Origin of the sequence: Rathayibacter sp. AY2B3 (genome assembly GCF_002931755.1) — a bacterium.
Taxonomy (GTDB): domain Bacteria; phylum Actinomycetota; class Actinomycetes; order Actinomycetales; family Microbacteriaceae; genus Rathayibacter.
Genome location: NZ_PSUG01000012.1, coordinates 63,650 through 81,058, shown reverse-complemented (window position 1 = coordinate 81,058; position 17,409 = coordinate 63,650). Strand labels below are relative to the sequence as shown.

Genomic DNA, 17,409 nt, shown 5'->3' with positions numbered 1-17,409 from the left:
GGAGCGGGCGGCATCGGCTCGGCCCGCGCGCTCGCCGCGATCTGGTCGGCGGCGTTCACCGAGACCGAGGGCGTGCGGCTGCTCGAGGACGCGACGATCGAGCGGGCCACCGCTCCGCTCAGCAGCGGCCCGCCGGTGTGGCCGGTGCCGGGCCCGTTGCCGGCCTGGAGCTGCGGCTTCCAGCTCGGCACCGAGGCCCGCCGGTACCTCACTCCAAGCGGCTTCGGGCACGACGGCGCGGGCGGACGGGTCGCCTTCGCCGACCCGGACGCGGGAGTCGGCTTCGCGTTCCTCACCAACCGGATGGAGGGGGTCGGCGACGTGCGCGCGACCCGCGTCGTCGAGGCGCTCGCGACCGCGCTGCGACTGCCCGCTCAGCGCTGACTCTGACCCCTCCGCCCCACCCCCGTCAAGGGGTGGGGCGCCCGGTCGGCGCCGTCCTAGCGTCGGGGGACGGGCCGACCGGAGGGGCGGTCCGGGATCCAGGGGAGGGCGAGATGCAGAAGCTGTACTACGCGAGCGGATTCGTGCTGCTGGGCGACGAGGTGTGCTCGGCGGTCGTCGAGTACGCGCAGGCGCTGGCGAACGTGGGGAAGTCGGACCTGGTCGTGGTGCCGTCGCTCTCGGACGAGGGGATGCGCGGCGAGACCCGTCTCCTGGTCGGACCGGCCAGCCAGCTCTTCACCAGCCCGGCGCTCGACCGCGGCGTCGACCTCGACGACCCGGAGGCGGTGGAGTCGATGCGCGAGAAGACCCGCCGGCTCCAGCCCGCGCGGCCGACCGTGCAGCCGCGCGGCGAAGGCGACGACAGGGAGGACGACGGCGGGACCGACTACCTCTGAGGTCTCAGGTGTCGAGCGTGGTGCTGGGGCGCTCACCGAAGCGGTGGGCGTACGAGGCCGAGAACCGGCCAAGGTGCGCGAAGCCCCAGCGCCGTGCGACCTCGCTGACGCTGACGACTCCGGACTCGCCCGCCCGCAACTCCCTCTGCACGCCGTCCAGCCGGATCCGCCGCAGGTAGTCGACCGCGGTGAAGCCGAACTCGCGCCGGAACTCGGTCTGCAGCGTCCGCAGGCCGATGCCCGCCGCGTCGGCGATCTGCTCGGTCCGCAACGGCTCGTGAGCGTGCGCGTACATGTACTCGACCGCCTGGCGGAGGCGTCCTGATCGGGGCACTCCGAGGTCGCCGGGCGTGTCGAGCGTCGCGTGCGGGAAGGTCTCGAGCAGGGCGACGGCGACCGCGCGGTCGGCCTCTCGGCGCAGCAGCGGCGAGCTGTCGGCGTCGTAGATCACCCGGGCGACCGTCGCGACGGTCGCCGACCAGCGTCGCAGCGCCGCGCCCTCGGGCCGTGACGTGGTGTCGAAGAGGAGGGGGCCGCGGGTGCCCTCGACCTCCTCCGCGATGCCCTCGAGGTACGCGCCGTCGAAGTGGATGAGGTTCTGGCGGTAGTCGTGGAACTCGAACCGGCTGGGGCGGTCGTTGACGAAGATCGCCGGCTGCCCGAATCCGAGGGTCACCGCGTCGCCGTCGAGATCGGTGACGCCCGCGCCGGCGGTCAGCCACGAGACGACGTACTCGCCCTCGGTCTGGATCGAGCCCTGCACGGAGCCGGCGAACTGGCTGCCGCGGAGCGTCACGTCGCCGTCGCCGACGGAGGTGTAGCGGTACGAGAAGTCCTCGCCGGGCTCGACGACGAAGCGGTGCCCGTTGTACGACTGCTCGAAGAGGGCCCGCGCCTGCTCGATGTCACGCCCGCCGATGTCGGAGCGCATGACCTCGTCCTTCTCGTCCATCCCGATCAGGGTCGCACGGGAGGCGCCCTCCACCGCGTGCCCCGAACGGGGAATTCGTTAAGCGGATAAGCCAGTCGCGGGTCCGGCGGCGCGGGTCATGGCCTGGACGGTCGCCGCCTGGAACTGCGTGAGCAGCACCACGGTGTGCCGCGCTCCGGCTTCCACGGCGAGCGAGAAGGTGGCGCCGGCCGACGTGGCCCGCCAGGAGCGGATGTCGCGGGTGCCGACGCGGGTCGAGTCGCCGGTGCCGGCGCTCCGCAGCACCAGGGAGTCGGGCAGCACGCAGAGCGCGCCCGACACCCCGTCGACAGTGGAGGAGCACTCGAAGCCGGCATCGTTGTGCACTGCACCGGCGAGCTCGACGAAGTCGGTGACCTCCATCGGCTCGTCGTCGTCGCGCCTGGACACGGCGCGCTCAGGCAGCGTGCGTGAGCCCGGAGGACTCGGGCTGCTGCGCCGGCTCGGTGACGATCCGCAGGCCCCGGCCGCTGTTGGCCTCCTCCATCAGTGCGCGCACCCAGGTGGCGTTGATCGCCGGCATGCGGCTGCCGTGGAACGAGAACTGGAGGGGGATGGTCGGGTGCAGCCAGAGCGTCTGGCGTCCGGTGCCGTGCGCGCTCGAGGCGTCGAGCTGGAAAGCGAACGCCTCGTCGCGGCGGAACTTGTTGATCATGACGATCTGCAGGTGCGCGAGCGCACGGTCGTCGATCTCGTGCGAGGTGGGGGGAGTGCCATAGAGGAGAGCGCCCATGGTGCGTGCCGCCGTTCTGTGCTGTGTCGCGGGTGCCGGCCGCGACGGTGGAGTGCCCCGACGAGTGCCGCCGGGAGGGGGAGTGCGAGAGGGTGGGGGGTGTTCGTGGGGAGCAGGACCCGGGGTGTGCGGTGCCACCGAGTCGAGTGTCCGGAGTGTCGATCCGGGGTGCCGGGCTCCGGGATGCCGATCCCGGGTACCGTCGCGCCGACCCCGCCGACGCCTGCTCTGCAGGCGGTGGAGTCGGACGGTCGTGCCGTCCCTCCGGCTGTTCTCCGAAAGTACGCCCCTCGTTCGGAGGGCACGTGCCGTTATCCGTAATGCGAAGCGGTGGCGCCGGCCGCCGGGCGGACTCCCAGCCGGGCGACTCCGGGGCTCAGTCACGGGATGCCTCCGGCGGCGGTGCGGCTGCGTCGAGACACCGCGCTCGTGTGCGGGACGCTGCCGGCGCGGCGGTGTGTCGAGCGGGCTAAGGGTGTCTCGGCGGGGCGGCGGGCGGAGCGGGCGGAGCGGGCGGGTGCGCTTCTGCGGGTCGAGGGCGGCGGGCATGAGGTCGCGTCGGCAGCGGATGTCGACGGCGCCGTTCTCGGGGACCTTCCGCTCCTGGCGGCCCGGCTGCCAGAGCAGCGGCTCCGCCTTCGGATGCCAGCCGCTCCCCGAGGGCGGGCGGCCACAGACATCTCCGGGCGGCGGGGGAGGGTCTCCGACGCGGGACCCGAGCCCGGATCGTGTTCAGAACGCAGGAAGGATTCGTCCGTGCGCCTCCCGATCCGCGGAGACCGGCCGCCGTTCGGACGTTCTTCCTGAGTTGTGAACAGGGGCGGGGGATCGTCGCCCACCGCGCAGACCCTCCACCCGCCTGCAGGCACCGTGACACCGCTCCCTCAGGATGGAGGCATGCCCTCCTCCGCCGACCGCTTCCACCGCGCCGCCGTCGAGCTCGCGCAGACCTCCGAGCGGCAGGTGGAGTGGGCGCTCGCCGTCGCGGACGACGCGCGCCTCCTCGCCCTGATCGACCAGCTTCCCGCGCAGCACCGGCAGCCGTCCCTGCTCTTCTCGGTCGCGCGGCTGCTCGGCGTGCCCGACGTGGACGGCGCCGGGTTCGCCGTGTGGCTCCGGAGCGAGTGGGTGCGGGTGGCGCCGATCGCGGCCGAGCGGAGGACGCAGACCAACGAGGCGCTGCGATGCGCGCCCCTGGTGGCGGCGCTGGAGCGGATCACGGAGCCCGGGGAGCCGGTGGCGCTCGTCGAGATCGGCGCTTCCGCGGGGATCTGCCTGGCGCCGGATCGGTACTCCTACGCCTTCACGGCGAGCGACGGCGAGACGCGGCTCGGGGCGGGCGCGCCTCTGCTGCGGTGCGCGGTGAGCGGAGGCGCGGCGCCGGCGCGGCTTCCGGTCGTCGCGTGGCGCCGGGGGCTCGACCTGGCGCCGCTCGACATCCGCACGCCCGAGGACGTGGCCTGGCTGGAGGCGCTTCTCCCGCCCGACCGCCCGGAGCGGACCGCGCGTCTCCGCTCGGCCGTGGAGACTCTGCAGGACGGCCCGCCGACGATCGTCGCGGGCGATGCGGCCGCCGACCTGCCCGCCCTGCTCGACGCGGTACCGCGCGGTCTGCGGACGGTCGTCGTCTCCCTCGGGACCCTGGTCTACCTCCCGTGGGCCGCGCGCGAGAGCGTGCTGGCGACGGTCGCCGCGCGCGACGCGAGCCTGGTGACGCTCGAGGCGGAGGCGCTGCTCCCGCACCTCGTCGCCGCCCGGCGGGCCCGCGTCGCTCCCGAGCCGACCCCGTTCCTCCTCGCCGCCGACGGCGTCCCGCTCGCGAGCGCGGCCGCCCACGGCGGCACCCTCTCCTGGCTGGCCTGACGCCCGCTCGGACGCCCGGCGCCCGGCGACGTTCCCGGCACCCGCCCGACCGCCCACTGTGCAGAAGTCGTCGCACTCGGCGTCGAAGACGACGACTCCTGGACTCTCGCGAAGGAGGGGACGTGCCCTGCGCCCTACAGGCCGTCGACGACGAGCTGCGTCGCGCGCGGGACGTACGAGGTGTTCGTCGTCGGGTCCCAGCCCACGAGCGCGACCGCGTCGCCGCCGACGCGCGCGGTGATGCCCACGAGCGAGAACGGCTTGCCGCCCACGGCTCCGGACACCTTCCAGCCGAGCGTCTCGTCGGCGCCGGTCAGGGTCTGCTCGGTGCGCTCGACGGTCGTCTCGACCGGCACGCCCTGCATGGCGAAGAGCGCCGAGCCGGAGGCGCAGCGCGTGGTCGCGTCGGTGGCGCTCGCGAGGAGCGAGGCGGCCGCGTCGGCGGTGCCGGTGCTCGACACGACGGCGGTCATGGAGCGGTCGGCGCTGGTGCCGTACGAGAGTCCGGCGGCGGGCTGCGCGGTGTCCCAGCCCAGGCCGAAGGGCGAGAGGCAGCTCGCGTCCGTCGCGGTGAGCCCGGGGTAGATCGAGTCGAGCATCTCCTGGATGCTCGCGTACTCGCCGGGCACGAACTGCACGCCGGTCAGCACGGCGGCCACCTGCTCGCTGGTCTTCTGAGCGGTGTCGGCGGCAGGGGCGGCGGCCGTCGCGGTGGCGGACGGGGCGGCCGACGACGAGGGGAGCGTCGGAGTGAACGGCCGGAGTGTCGATCCGCTCGTCGCGGTCCCCGCGCAGCCCGAGAGGGCGAGCAGCAGCGCGCCTCCGATCAGAGTCGTGCGCAGCAGTGCCTTGGACATCGTGTCTCCCCCTTCGCCCGCCGGCGCCGCACCGGGGCGCCTGAGGCTAGCAGAGCCCCGCATCCTGGAGGCGGCACCGCGGCGCCTGCACGACGAAGGCCGGGAGCCCGGATCGACGCCCCACGGCGTCCCCCGGCCCTCCTGGCCTCCGCTGTGCAGGTCAGATCTCCGTATGCCCGAGCTCGGCCCCCGCGAGAAGGCGGATCTCCGGCTCGGCGATGCCCTCCAGCTCCAGCACCACGACGCGGTTGCGGCCGGCGCGGGTGACCGGCGCGGGGACGATCAGCGTGCGCTGCGGTCCACGGCGCCAGTAGCGACCGAGGAGGAAGCCGTTCACCCAGACCAGGCCCTTGCCCCAGTGCAGCGTGTCCACGTACAGGTCGGCCTGCTCGTCGAGGTCGAACGAGCCGGAGGCGAGCTGCGGCCCGGCCGAGAACGCCGGCGCCGCGACGGCGAGGTCGTGCAGGCACTCCAGAGCGAGGGCGCGGGCGGCCCAGCCGATCAGCTCGGCGCCGTCCAGCCGCACCCCTCCGATCAGGCCCTTGTGCTCGCCGATCCGCGTGCCGTAGTTCACCCGCCCCTGGTTCTCGACCAGGATCGCGAGCTCGCCGCGTCCGCTCGGCAGCGTCAGCGCCCGCTCGTGGTGGTCGCGCGCCAGCACGCCCACCGGGACGCCGTCCAGCAGCACCCAGGCGCGGTCGCGCACCTCCTCGCCCACCACGAGGCGGGCCGGAGCGGAGGAGCCGTCGAGCGTCGTCGTGAAGAGCACGAAGCCGTCGTCGTGGCCGAGGTCGTCGAAGGAGGCCATCGCGTCGAGGTGCGCGGCCGGTCCGAACGCCTGGCCGAGGCCGAGCAGGGCCGGGCCGGAGACGAGCGGAGCCGTGAGGGCCGGGGCCGGCGGGCGCACCGCGGGCACCTCCTCCGGCACCGGCGCGTAGCGCGCGATGACGTCGCGGAACGCCCAGAACTTCGCGGTCGGGTCGCCGCCCTCGTCGAGCGGGGCGTCGTAGTCGTAGCTCGTCGTGATCGCGGCGTAGCGGCCCTTGTCGTTCGCTCCGCTGGTCAGGCCGAAGTTGGTGCCTCCGTGGAACATGTAGATGTTGACGGAGCCGCCGGCCGCGAGCAGGGTGTCGAGCTCCTGGGCGGAGGCGTCGGCGTCGGTGGTGTGGTGCTGGGTGCCCCAGTCGTCGAACCAGCCGCACCAGAACTCCATGCACATCAGCGGACCGGTGGGCTGGAACTCGCGCAGCGTCGCGAGGCGCTCCGTGGTCCGCGAGCCGAACGAGCCGGTGAGGTGCAGGCCCGGGAGGCTGCCGTCGGCGAGCATCTGCGGCGTCGGCTGGTCGATGGTGGTGAGCGGCACCGTGATGCCGGAGTCGCGCGTCACCCGGACGAGCTCGGCGAGGTACTCCTTGTCGGAGCCGTACGCGCCGTACTCGTTCTCGATCTGCACGAGGACCACGGGCCCGCCGGCGTCGATCTGGCGCGGCTCGACGATCGCGTAGACGCGCCGCAGGTAGTCGCTGACCGCCGCGAGATAGTTCGGCTCGGAGCGGCGCACGCCCACCTCGGGGTCGCGGAAGAGCCAGGCGGGGAGGGCGCCGTTGTCCCACTCCGCGCAGATGTAGGGGCCGGGGCGCACGATCGCGTGCATGCCCTCGGCGGCGATCAGGTCGAGGAAGCGGCCCAGGTCGAGCCCGGCGTCCTCGCGCCACTCGCCGCGGCGCGGCTCGTGCGCGTTCCAGGCGACGTAGGTCTCGATGGTGTTCAGGCCCATCAGGCGGGCCTTGCGGATCCGGTCGGCCCAGAGGTCCGGGTGGATGCGGAAGTAGTGCAGCGCCCCCGACAGGATGCGGTGCGGGCGGCCGTCGAGCTCGAAGTCGGCGGCGCCGATGGCGAAGCGGCTCTCGGGAGCGGTGGTCATCTGGATCCCCCTCAGGATCGGTGCCCGGTGTGTCCGAGCGTGAGAACGACGCGGGGCCGACCGGAGCGATCCGGCCGGCCCCGCGTCGAGCAGTGGTGCTACTCCGAGACGGTGAAGCCCTGCGCGTTGCCGTACTGGACGAGCTTGCTCTGCCAGTCGGCGAGGCCCTGGTCGAGGCTGGTGCCGTTGGCGTACGCCTGGCCGACGGTGTCGCCGAAGACGCTGTTCGCGTAGACCTGGTAGGGCAGGTACGACCAGCCGGAGCGGACGTCCTTCGAGGCCTGGGTCAGCACCTCGTTGATCTTCTGGCCGCCGAAGTACTCCGACTCCTGACCGGTGAAGTCCGAGCTGTCGAGGTCGGCCGTGGTCGACGGGAATCCGCCGCTCTGCAGGAAGACGTCGACCGAGGCCTGGTCGCTGTTCAGCCAGCGCAGGAACGCGGCGGCCAGCGCCGGGTTCTCGCTCTGCTTGGTGACGGACTGGCCGCCACCGCCGTTCTCGGCGCTGACGGCGGTGCCGTCGTAGGTCGGGATCGGCGCGACGGCCCAGTCGCCGGAGGCGTCGGGGACGCTGGACTCGAGCACGCCGGGCATCCAGGCGCCGGTCACCAGCGAGGCGATGGAGCCATCGGCGAGGCCCTTGTACCACTCGTCGCCCCAGGCGGGGGTGTCCGAGAGCAGCTTCTTCTCGACGAGCTGGTTCCAGACGCCGGTCCACTTCGCGGTGCCCTCGTCGGCGAGGTCGATCGTGACGTCCGTGCCGTCGGTGGTGAACGGCTCGCCGCCCGCCTGCCAGATCATGCTGGTCGCGAAGCCGGCGTCGCCGGTGTCGGCGGTGATGTACTTCGACGGGTCGGCGGTGTGCAGCTTCTCGGCCGCGGCCACGTACTCGTCCCAGGTGGCGGGGACGGCGATGCCGTACTGGTCGAAGACCGTCTTGTTGTAGAACAGCGCCATGGGGCCCGAGTCCTGCGGGAGGCCGACGAGCTTGCCGTCGATGTTGACGCTGCCCCAGGTGGAGGCGGAGTACTTGTCCTCGAGGTCGCCCATGCCGTACTGCGACAGGTCGAGGAGCGAGTCCGACAGCGCGAACTGCGGCATGGCGTAGTACTCGATCTGGACGACGTCGGGGGCGCCCGAGCCGGCCTTGATCGCGTTCTCGAGCTTGGTGTACTCGTCCTTGTTGGTGCCGGCGTTGACGAGCTCGACGTCGACCTTCGGGTAGGCCTTCTCGAACGCGGCGACCTGCGCCTCGGCGCTGGGGGTCCAGCTCCAGTACGTGATCTTGCCACCGGCCTCGAGGGCCGAGTCGAGGTCGGCGGCGGAGCCGGCGCTCGTGGTCGTGCCGCCACCGGAGGTGGACGAGCAGGCCGCGAGGGAGCCGGCGGCCAGGGCCGCGACGGCCGCGACCGTCAGGGTCCGCCGGAGGGCGGAACGGGCGATCTTCATGGTGGTGTTTCCCTTCACTTCTTCGTGCTGCGGGTGCTGTGGACGGGGCAGGACGCTCCGGCCGGGGGATGGGTAGGGGAGGGCTCAGCCCTTGACGCTGCCGGCGCTCAGACCGGACTGCCAGAAGCGCTGGAGTCCGAGGAAGGCGACGACGATGGGGATGATCGTGAGCAGCGAGCCCGTGATCACGAGGTTGTAGATCGGCTGCGCGCTGACGCCGGTGGCCTGCGCGTTCCACTGGTTGAGGCCGACGGTGAGCGGGTACCAGGTGGGGTCGCTCAGCATGATCAGCGGGAGGAAGTAGTTGTTCCAGGTCGCGACGACCGAGAACAGCAGCACAGTCACGATGCCGGGGGCGAGGAGTCGGATGGAGATGGTGAAGAAGGTGCGGAACTCGCCCGCCCCGTCCATCCGCGCCGCTTCGAGCAGCTCGGTGGGCACCGACTCCACCGCGTAGACCCAGACGAGGTAGAGGCCGAACGGGCTGATCAGCGAGGGGATGATGATCGCCCACGGGGTGTTGGTCAGGCCGAGCTGGCTGAACATGAGGAACGTCGGGACGGCGAGGGCCGTGCCGGGGACCGCGATCGCTCCGAGCACCACGGCGAAGACCGCCTTGCGGCCCGTGAAGCGGAACTTCGCGAGGCCGTAGCCGGCGAGCGTGGCCAGGAGCGTCGCTCCTCCGGCGCCGACGACGACGTAGAGCAGGGTGTTGCCGAGCCAGCGGAGGAAGATCCCGTCGCGGTAGCTGAGGGTGTCGGCGATGTTCTGGAAGAAGACGAAGTCGCCGTCGAACCAGAGGCCGAAGCTCGAGAGCAGGCCGGCCTGCGTCTTCGTCGCGTTGATGACCAGCCAGGCCAGCGGCACGAGGCTGTAGAGGATGAAGACCGACATCAGCAGGGTGAAGGCGATCGACTTCTTGGGCTGCACCGAGGAGCCGCGGCGGGCGGCCGGGCGCTTCGGGGCGCGGGAGGGCGTCCGGGGAGCGGTCGCGAGGGCCATCAGTTCTCCTTCCGCGCGCCGCGGAGCTGCACGACGTAGGCGATCACCGCGGTGATCACGCCCATGACGATGGCGACCGTGGCCGACGCGTTGTACTGCTGACCGGCGAAGGACAGGTTGTAGGCGTACATGTTCGGGGTGAAGTAGGTGGTGATGATGTTCGGCGCCAGCGTCCGGAGGATGTTCGGCTCGTTGAACAGCTGGAAGCTGCCGATGATCGAGAAGATCGTGGCGATGACGATCGCGCCGCGCAGGGCGGGCAGCTTGATCGAGCGGATGACGCGCATCGGGCCGGCGCCGTCGATCTCGGCCGCCTCGTAGAGCTCGCCGGGGATCGTCTTCAGCGCGGAGTAGAAGATGAGCATGTTGTAGCCCACGAACTCCCACGTGACGATGTTGCCGATCGAGGCGAGGATCCAGTCGCGCGAGAAGGGCTGGACGACATCGGAGCCGAGCAGGTCGTTGACGTTCGCGGCCAGGCCGAAGTTGTCGCCGTAGATGAAGCCCCACATCAGCACCGCGACGACCGCGGGGACGGCGTAGGGGAGGAAGACCACGATGCGGAAGAAGCCGGTGCCGTGGAGGCGGCCGCTGTCGATCGCGAGGGCCGCGACGAGGGCCAGCACGAGCATCACGGGGACCTGCACGACGAGGAACAGCAGGACGCGGCCGAAGCCCTCCCAGAAGTTCGGGTCGGTGAAGATCGCCGTGTAGTTGGCGAAGCCGACGAAGGAGTTGCCGCCCACCAGCTGCTCGCGGAACAGGCTGAGGTAGATCGAGTAGACGACCGGGGCGATGAAGACCAGGAGGAAGACGACGAGGAAGGGGGCGACGAACGCCAGGCCCTTCCACTCGCTCTTCGCCCGCGACTTCGGGGCCGCGAGGGGGGACGCCGGAGGGGCGACCTCGCTCAGCGGGACGGGGGGAGACGTCGTCGTCATGGGATTCCGTTCGGGAGTAGTGCGGGCCCGCCATGTTCACGTCAACATGGCAGAGCGTCACCGTAGCATGTCCACGTCGCCACCCGCGACTGTTCCTGCGTCACGATCCGGCGCACGATGCACCACGGCTGACGGGCGGCGCGCTATAAAGGGAACCCCATGGCACTCGAGACCGACCGCCCGTCCCCGTCCACCCGGCCGCGACGCGGCGTCTCGATGGCCGACGTGGCCCGGCGCGCGAACGTCTCGGGCCAGACGGTCTCGCGGGTGTCGAACGGCAAGCAGAACGTCGACGGCGAGACCCGCGAGCGGGTCCTCGAGGCGATGCGCGCCCTCGGCTACCGGCCCAACAGCGCGGCGCGGGCGCTGCGGACGGGACGCTTCCACAGCATCGGCGTGATCATGTTCACGCTGTCCTCGTTCGGCAACATGCGCACCCTCGACGCCATCGCGATCGCGGCCGCCGACGCGGGCTACTCGATCACGCTCATCCCCGTCTCCCACCCCACCCAGGGCGAGGTCTCGGTCGCGTTCCACCGGTTGAGCGAGGAGGCGGTCGACGGCGTCATCATCATCGTCGAGGCGCACCTGCTCGACGAGGCCGACATCGTCCTGCCTCCGGAGCTGCCCGTGGTGGTCGTCGACTCCGCCGGCGGCGAGAAGTACCCCGTGGTCGACACCGACCAGATGTCGGGCGCCCGTCAGGCCGTCGAGCACCTGCTCGGACTCGGCCACCGCACCGTGCACCACATCGCCGGCCCGGACCGCTCCTACTCCGCCGAGCGCCGCCACGAGGCGTGGGAGTCGACCCTGATCGAGCGCGGCGCCCCGGTGCCGGAGGTGCTGGTCGGCGACTGGTCCACCGACTCCGGCTACCGCCTCGGCAAGCGGCTCGCCGCCGATCCCGAGGTCACCGCGATCTTCGCCGCGAACGACCAGATGGCGCTCGGCGTGCTGCGCGCGCTGCACGAGGCCGGACGCGCCGTGCCCGGCGAGGTGAGCGTGGCCGGCTTCGACGACATGCAGGAGTCGGCGAGCTTCTGGCCGCCGCTGACGACGGTGCGCCAGTTCTTCGGCGACACGGGCCGCCGCTCGGTCGACATCCTGCTGCGCGAGCTCGAGTCGGGCGAGCGCACCGGGGTGTCGCTGGTGCCGACCCGGCTGATCGTGCGCGAGAGCACGGGGCCGGCGCCGAGCGGTGGGGCGGGGGCGGGGGCGGGGGCGTCCAGGTCGGGTGCGGCTTCTTCCTCCGCGTCGTCCGCGTCGTCGGCGTCCTCCCGCTCGTCCGGCTCGTAGTCCTCTTCCTAGTCCTCTTCCTAGTCCTCTTCCTCTTCCTCTTCCTCCTCCGCCTCACGTGCGATCTGCAGGCACCTGTGCGATCTGCAGGCACCTGTGCGATCTGCAGGGTCGGCCGGTGCGGTCTGCAGGGGATTCTCGCGTTTCTCGGCGGCGTATCCGGAGGAGAGCGCTCCCTCGGACGGATGGCCTGCACATCGCACCTGCAGATCGCACGCACTCCTGCAGACGGCACGCACTCCTGCAGATCGCACACCTCAAGGGGTACGCGTCCCTGCGGATGGCGCACCCTCCTGCGGATCGCACGCGGCCGGCGACGCGGAGCCGCCGCCCGGGCGCGATACTGTGAGCCCTCTCACCCCGGACCTCCAAGGAGACGCACATGTCGGTCGGCCTGCTCGCGGTTGTCGATGACATCCTCACCGCCGCCCTGAAGGCGAGCGCCAAGACGGCGGGCGTCGTGATCGACGACGCGGCCGTCACCCCGCAGTACGTGCAGGGCCTCACGCCCGCGCGGGAGCTGCCGGTGGTCGGTCGGATCGCGCTGGGGAGCCTGTTCAACAAGTTCGTCATCATCATCCCGCTGGCGCTGCTGCTCTCGGCGTTCGCGCCGCAGGTGCTGCCGTACCTGCTGATCCTCGGCGGCGCCTTCCTCTGCTTCGAGGGGGCGGAGAAGGTGCTGGAGTGGTTCGGCGTCTCGCACGGCGGCCACGAGACGGAGGCGCGCGACGAGAAGAAGCTCGTCTTCGGCGCCATCCGCACCGACCTCATCCTGAGCACCGAGATCATGCTGATCGCGCTCGACGGCCTCGATCCCGACTTCGGGATCTGGCCCACGCTCGGCGCGCTCCTGGTCGTCGGGCTCGGGATGACGGTGCTCGTCTACGGCGCGGTCGCCCTGCTCGTGAAGATCGACGACGTGGGCCTGCGCCTGATGAAGAACGCGGCCCGCGGCGTGCGGCGCACCGGAGCGAGGATCGTCGCGTCGATGCCGGTCGTGTTCCGCGCGATCAGCATCATCGGGACGCTCGCCATGCTCTGGGTCGGCGGGCACCTCGTCGTCGCGAACCTCGCCGAGACGGTCTGGCACGGTCCGTACGACCTCGTGCACGTCGTCACCCATGCGGTCGAGGGCGCGGGCCCGGTCGTCGTCTGGCTGGCCGACACCTTCGTCTCGATGATCTTCGGCCTCGTGCTGGGGCTGGTCATCGCGGCCGTCGTGATGGGCGTCTCGCGCCTGCGGAAGCGCGACGGGGCGGCTGCGGGGCACTGACGCGTCTCGAGTCGCCGCGTGCCGCGGCTGCCCGACCGGCAGGGATGCGGCGGCTGCCCGACCGGCACGAGTGTGCGGTTCGGGACCAGCCGGGGTGGGGGCGGGTGTCCGGCTTGCACAGGGCGTCAGGTCCTTGCTGATCGAGTAGCCCGCGCAGCGGGCGTCTCGAGATCCCGCGACCCACGGCCCCTGTCCTGACTGCCCCTGTCCTGACGGCCCCTGTCCTCCCGGCCCCTGCCGTGCCGCTCCCACGGCGAACGACGGACCGCCCCCGTCCCCGGAGGGGCGGAGGCGGTCCGTGCCGGAGGGGGCGTCAGCAGCTGCGGGCCGCGTACGCTCCCGTCGCCACCGAGGTGACCTGCTTGCCGTCGACGGTGCCCGTCGCGGTGACGGTCGCCTGACCGGCCGCCACCGAGGCGGCGCGCGTGGTGAACGCGGCGCTGCCGCTCGCGCCGGGGGCGACTCCGGTGACCTGCTTCGACCCGGAGGGCGTCGCGATGGTCATCGAGACCGGCACGGCGGATCCGTTCTTCGCCGCGACGGTGAGCGTCACCTTGCCGGCGACGCAGCGGGTGGTCGCCGTGACCGCGATCGCGAGGGCGGCGGGCGCCTTCAGGGTCACCGTCACCGTCGTGGTCGACGTGACGGAGCCGTCGGCGGCGCGGACCGCGATGGTCGCGACTCCGCCGTTCGCCGTCGTCGGCTGGGTGATCCGCACGGTGGCCGCCGAGTCGGTCGCCACTGCTCCGATCACCGGCATCGCGGTGCCCTCGACGGTGACCGCGTAGGAGGTGCGGGCCGGGTCGAACCCGGCGATGCCGGCTCCGCCGACGCGCAGGGCGCCCAGGGTGGTGACCGCGGCCGCCGAGGCGACCGACTCGTAGAGCTTGGTCTCGGCCACGATCAGGTGCGTGTTGTCGTAGGCGTTCATCACGACGCGGAAGGCCTTGGCCGTGACGGGCGCGAACGACGCCACCAGGGTGGGAGCCGTTCCGCCGGCCGGCGACGCGAGGGCCACGGCCGACTCGTAGCCGGGAACCGCGGTCCAGGTCGTGCTGTCGGCGGCCTGGTACTGCAGCTGGTAGGTCTGCGCCCAGCTCGTGCCGCCGTCGGCGAGGAACTGCACCGACACCTTCTCGACCTGGTGGGTCGAGGGGAAGGTGTACGTCAGCGAGCTCTGCGCGGCCTTGGTGCCGTTGGTCCAGTTCGACCAGCCCTTGTCGCCGTCGACGCCGTTGCGGGTGCGCTCCGGTCCGTAGCCCGACTCCGACGACGACGCGGTCGCGACGATGCCGGCGTCCGGGTTGAAGTTGCGGAGCGTGCCCGTGGTGACGAGCACCGTGAGCGTGGCGGGGAGCGACGCGCCGTCGGCGGTCGCCGTTCCCGAGACCGTCACCTGCCCGGCCTGGGCGAGGGAGGCGGTGGTGAGCGGCGTCCAGTCCCAGACGACCGGCACCGGGAAGGTGCTGGCCGAGGCGCCCACGCGGGCGGGGACCGTGGTCGGAGCCGAGGCCTTCACTCCGGTGACCGAGGCGCCCGCGGCGGCCGTGACCGACACGGGATCGGTCGCGGTCAGTCCGCCCACGTCGACGAGCGCGGTGACGGTGATCGTCTGGCCGTAGAGGTCGGTCGCGGTGCCGGGCACCTCGACGCGGCCGGTCGAGCCGTACGCCGAGTCGGCGGGGCGCTGCCAGGTGACGGCGAGCGGTGCGCCGGCTCCCCAGGAGTACTGCGGAGTGATGCTCGCGGGCAGGGTCGGAGCGACGCCCGCCGTGGTGCGGACCGCGACGGTCTGACTCGTGGCCGGGGCGAGGTCGCGGAGGGTCCACGACTGGTTCGCTCCGCCGTTGGAGGTGTAGACGCCGACCGACGCGCCGTCGGCGCTGGAGGCGCCGTTCACGTCGAGCGACTGGGCGATCGCCTCGTTGACGAGCGAGAAGTTCACGCCGTCGGTGGTGTTGACGATCCAGCGGGTCGCGGCGGTCGTCTTCGCCGTGTCGACGGACAGCGTGCGCAGGTCGGTGCCGGCGGTCGTCGCTCCGAGCACCCGTCCGTCGCCGTTGACGAGCACGACGCGGCGGGTGGCCTCGCGGTCGCCGGCGGCGACCTCGCGGACGGTCCAGGTCTGCTTGGCGGCCGTGGCGGAGTCGGTGGCGAGCGTGGTGAGCGTGGTCGCGGCACCCGAGGGGTTGCCGGTCAGCGCCTTGCCGCTCTGAGTGCCGACCAGCTGGTAGCGGTGGCCGTCGCGCAGGGCGGGGGCGGAGTCGGCGACTCCCGAGACTCCGTCGATCGAGAAGCTCGTGACCGACTTGGCGGGCACGGTGATCGTGGCGGTGCGTGAGATGCGGTCGACGGCCACCGGGGTCTTCGCGACCAGCGCGTTGCTCGTGGGAGCGGCGGCCGAGGAGGCCTTCGTGGTGACGTAGGGGGTGACCGCCGCGGTGTCGGCGATGGTGCCGAAGCGGGACAGGTCGAGCACGACGGTCTGGTCGGCCGTGGTGCTGTTGGCGTGCACGACGGTCGCGCCCGAGCCGTCGCCGCGGACGGCGGCGGTGGAGGAGCTGTCCGTGGAGGGCATCAGGTGGTCGCCCTCGTGGATGAACTTCGTGAAGTTCCGGATGGTGTTGAACTTCGAGTTCGTCTCGACGCCGCAGACCGGGGCCTTGGTGGAGTCGCCACCGGCGTCGGCGACGCGGCGGACCGACTTCCAGACCTCGGTCCCGTTCTCCTGGTACGGCTTGCAGTCCAGGTCGATGTAGACGGAGCCCCAGTTGAGGTTCTCGCCCTTGGGCGCGGGCTGCTGCATGTTGTAGTAGTCCTCGACGGGCTGCCAGAGCACCCACGCCTCGGGCTCGAGCTCGCGCAGGTCGTCGTTGATGCGGCCGGCGATGCCGAGGCCGTTCTCCATGTTGGTGGGGTCGAACCCCTTGACCCAGTTGCCTTCGATCTCGCTCATCCAGAGGTCGGTGTCGGCCTGCTTCGCGAGGTCGCGGACCTTGAGGCGGCCCGAGGTGCCGTAGGTGTGGACGTTCATCCGGTCGACCTCGGCACGGATCGCGGCGGAGTAGGCGGCCCAGTTCGTGGCGAAGATGTCGGGGTTGGTCTCGTCCATCGCGGCGAGTCCGGCGTCGGTGGTCGAGGCGTCCAGCGCGGCGACGACGTCGGGGATCAGACCCGCCTGGCGCGTCGGGCCGACGTGCATGCCCTCCTGGCGTCCGCCGGTCGGGACGCCGTTGGAGAGCTGCGTGCCCCAGTAGTCCGTGTTCGGCTCGTTGAAGGGGTCGAGCGTGTCGAACTCGATGCCGTACTCGTCCTCCATGTGCTCAGTGACCTCCACGAGGTACTTCGCGAACTTCTCCTCGGCGGCGGGCTTCAGCTGCTCGCTCTTCGCGTCGAAGCCGCCCGAGACGTAGCCGCTCTCGGTCATGAAGTACGGGGCGGAGTTGGAGAACGCCTCCCAGTGCGAGATCTGCTTCTCCTGCGCGAGCTTCTCCACCCACCAGCGCTGCGTCTCGTCGGCGGTCCAGTCGTAGGAGGCGGGGTCGTCCGGGTTCCACTTCGCCAGGAGCGCGTCGCGGTCGGCGAGCTTCGTGGAGGTGCCGCCGTAGGTCGCCGCGTCGCCGGCCGGGTTCGGCTTCCACCAGCCCTCGACGGCGCCGCCCGGGCGGAGGTAGTCCTTCACGTCGGAGGCGTTGCCGCCGCCGATGTTGTAGCGGGCGATGTTCAGGTCGAGGCCGCTGTCGCCGAAGACCTTCTGGTACAGGTCCTCGCGGAGGGCCTCGGGATAGTTGCCGGTCGCGTTCGCGAACCAGACGAGGCTGGTGCCCCAGCCCTCGAACGCCTCACCGGCGGCGGCGGGGTTCGGCGTGATGCGGAGCGCGTCCGCGGCCTGAGCGGGGGCTGCTGCGGCGGGGATCGCCAGCAGGGCGCCTGTGGCCAGGGCGGCGCTCGTGGCGAGCGCGGCGACCCTTCTGAAGGACATCGACATTGATGCGGTCTCTCTTTCGCCATTGAAATGCGGGCGTGTTCACGTGAACGCGCCCTGACGGCCGACTGTACATGTTCACGTCAACAATCGGAAGGTGCTCAGGGCGGGCGGGCCTCCCCTCGTCGAGACGCCAGGAGTTGTCGCGCTCGATGCCGAGTGCGACAACTCCTGGAGAGTGGCGGAGCGCGGGCGGAGCGCCTGCCCGTCGAGCGGTCGCACGAGGAGATCTCGCGCCGCGAGACGCCAGGAGTTGTCGCGCTCGACGCCGAGTG

At 71.8% G+C, this 17,409-nt stretch carries 14 protein-coding genes; 5 read left to right on the top strand and 9 right to left on the bottom strand.

Annotation, left to right across the window (positions count from 1 at the left end; translation table 11 throughout):
• A partial coding sequence (locus C5C24_RS05975; RefSeq protein WP_146082535.1) for a serine hydrolase occupies positions 1 to 384 on the top strand: 384 nt, incomplete at its 5' end.
• Between the two features lie 113 nt (positions 385 to 497).
• Positions 498 to 842: a hypothetical protein gene (locus C5C24_RS05970; RefSeq protein WP_104275798.1), complete on the top strand. Its 345-nt coding sequence runs from the start codon at positions 498 to 500 to the stop codon at positions 840 to 842.
• A gap of 4 nt (positions 843 to 846) precedes the next feature.
• Here the strand turns inward: C5C24_RS05970 and C5C24_RS05965 are convergent, their stop codons facing one another.
• Genes C5C24_RS05965 through C5C24_RS05955 form a run of 3 tightly spaced genes read right to left on the bottom strand, consistent with a single transcriptional unit; the run spans position 847 to position 2,545 of the window.
• A complete protein-coding gene (locus C5C24_RS05965) occupies positions 847 to 1,794 on the bottom strand; it encodes an AraC family transcriptional regulator (RefSeq protein ID WP_146082534.1) in 948 nt (315 codons plus the stop codon).
• A gap of 57 nt (positions 1,795 to 1,851) precedes the next feature.
• Positions 1,852 to 2,202 (bottom strand): hypothetical protein, encoded by a 351-nt coding sequence (locus C5C24_RS05960; protein ID WP_104275800.1) that lies wholly within the window; start codon positions 2,200 to 2,202, stop codon positions 1,852 to 1,854.
• A gap of 7 nt (positions 2,203 to 2,209) precedes the next feature.
• Entirely contained in the window at positions 2,210 to 2,545 is a 336-nt protein-coding gene (locus C5C24_RS05955) for an ATP-dependent DNA ligase (RefSeq protein ID WP_104223411.1), read from the bottom strand.
• An 897-nt stretch (positions 2,546 to 3,442) separates the two neighbouring features.
• On the opposite strand from C5C24_RS05955, the gene C5C24_RS05950 reads away from it, so the two are divergent.
• Positions 3,443 to 4,408, top strand: a complete 966-nt coding sequence (locus C5C24_RS05950; protein WP_104304532.1) for a DUF2332 family protein — start codon at positions 3,443 to 3,445, stop codon at positions 4,406 to 4,408.
• Between the two features lie 134 nt (positions 4,409 to 4,542).
• Here the strand turns inward: C5C24_RS05950 and C5C24_RS05945 are convergent, their stop codons facing one another.
• From C5C24_RS05945 to C5C24_RS05925, 5 genes are all read right to left on the bottom strand, one after another.
• Positions 4,543 to 5,265: a hypothetical protein gene (locus tag C5C24_RS05945; RefSeq protein WP_104304531.1), complete on the bottom strand. Its 723-nt coding sequence runs from the start codon at positions 5,263 to 5,265 to the stop codon at positions 4,543 to 4,545.
• Between the two features lie 160 nt (positions 5,266 to 5,425).
• Entirely contained in the window at positions 5,426 to 7,189 is a 1,764-nt protein-coding gene (locus C5C24_RS05940) for a beta-galactosidase family protein (protein ID WP_104304530.1), read from the bottom strand.
• 98 nt (positions 7,190 to 7,287) lie between these two features.
• Entirely contained in the window at positions 7,288 to 8,637 is a 1,350-nt protein-coding gene (locus tag C5C24_RS05935; protein WP_104275804.1) for a sugar ABC transporter substrate-binding protein, read from the bottom strand.
• A gap of 84 nt (positions 8,638 to 8,721) precedes the next feature.
• Entirely contained in the window at positions 8,722 to 9,639 is a 918-nt protein-coding gene (locus tag C5C24_RS05930) for a carbohydrate ABC transporter permease (protein ID WP_104275805.1), read from the bottom strand.
• Positions 9,639 to 10,580 (bottom strand): carbohydrate ABC transporter permease, encoded by a 942-nt coding sequence (locus tag C5C24_RS05925; protein ID WP_104226355.1) that lies wholly within the window; start codon positions 10,578 to 10,580, stop codon positions 9,639 to 9,641. Before C5C24_RS05925 ends, C5C24_RS05930 begins: the two co-directional genes overlap by 1 nt.
• A gap of 159 nt (positions 10,581 to 10,739) precedes the next feature.
• Here C5C24_RS05925 and C5C24_RS05920 point away from each other — a divergent pair, with 159 nt between their 5' ends.
• The gene (locus C5C24_RS05920) at positions 10,740 to 11,876 is read left to right on the top strand and encodes a LacI family DNA-binding transcriptional regulator (RefSeq protein WP_146082533.1); all 1,137 of its coding nucleotides are present in this window, start codon (positions 10,740 to 10,742) and stop codon (positions 11,874 to 11,876) included.
• A gap of 382 nt (positions 11,877 to 12,258) precedes the next feature.
• Entirely contained in the window at positions 12,259 to 13,149 is an 891-nt protein-coding gene (locus C5C24_RS05915) for a DUF808 domain-containing protein (protein WP_104275806.1), read from the top strand.
• 313 nt (positions 13,150 to 13,462) lie between these two features.
• Here C5C24_RS05915 and C5C24_RS05910 read toward each other — a convergent pair whose 3' ends face one another.
• A complete protein-coding gene (locus C5C24_RS05910; protein ID WP_104304529.1) occupies positions 13,463 to 17,137 on the bottom strand; it encodes a glycoside hydrolase in 3,675 nt (1,224 codons plus the stop codon).
• Positions 17,138 to 17,409: the final 272 nt, after the last annotated feature.

Bases quoted from the DNA above. Each gene is read 5' to 3' on its own strand.
- C5C24_RS05945 (WP_104304531.1), bottom strand. From the start codon at position 5,265: ATGTCCAAGGCACTGCTGCGCACGACTCTGATCGGAGGCGCGCTGCTG.
- C5C24_RS05955 (WP_104223411.1), bottom strand. From the start codon at position 2,545: ATGGGCGCTCTCCTCTATGGCACTCCCCCCACCTCGCACGAGATCGAC.
- C5C24_RS05925 (WP_104226355.1), bottom strand. From the start codon at position 10,580: ATGACGACGACGTCTCCCCCCGTCCCGCTGAGCGAGGTCGCCCCTCCG.
- C5C24_RS05970 (WP_104275798.1), top strand. From the start codon at position 498: ATGCAGAAGCTGTACTACGCGAGCGGATTCGTGCTGCTGGGCGACGAG.
- C5C24_RS05940 (WP_104304530.1), bottom strand. From the start codon at position 7,189: ATGACCACCGCTCCCGAGAGCCGCTTCGCCATCGGCGCCGCCGACTTC.
- C5C24_RS05930 (WP_104275805.1), bottom strand. From the start codon at position 9,639: ATGGCCCTCGCGACCGCTCCCCGGACGCCCTCCCGCGCCCCGAAGCGC.
- C5C24_RS05920 (WP_146082533.1), top strand. From the start codon at position 10,740: ATGGCACTCGAGACCGACCGCCCGTCCCCGTCCACCCGGCCGCGACGC.
- C5C24_RS05965 (WP_146082534.1), bottom strand. From the start codon at position 1,794: ATGGACGAGAAGGACGAGGTCATGCGCTCCGACATCGGCGGGCGTGAC.
- C5C24_RS05910 (WP_104304529.1), bottom strand. From the start codon at position 17,137: ATGTCGATGTCCTTCAGAAGGGTCGCCGCGCTCGCCACGAGCGCCGCC.
- C5C24_RS05915 (WP_104275806.1), top strand. From the start codon at position 12,259: ATGTCGGTCGGCCTGCTCGCGGTTGTCGATGACATCCTCACCGCCGCC.
- C5C24_RS05935 (WP_104275804.1), bottom strand. From the start codon at position 8,637: ATGAAGATCGCCCGTTCCGCCCTCCGGCGGACCCTGACGGTCGCGGCC.
- C5C24_RS05950 (WP_104304532.1), top strand. From the start codon at position 3,443: ATGCCCTCCTCCGCCGACCGCTTCCACCGCGCCGCCGTCGAGCTCGCG.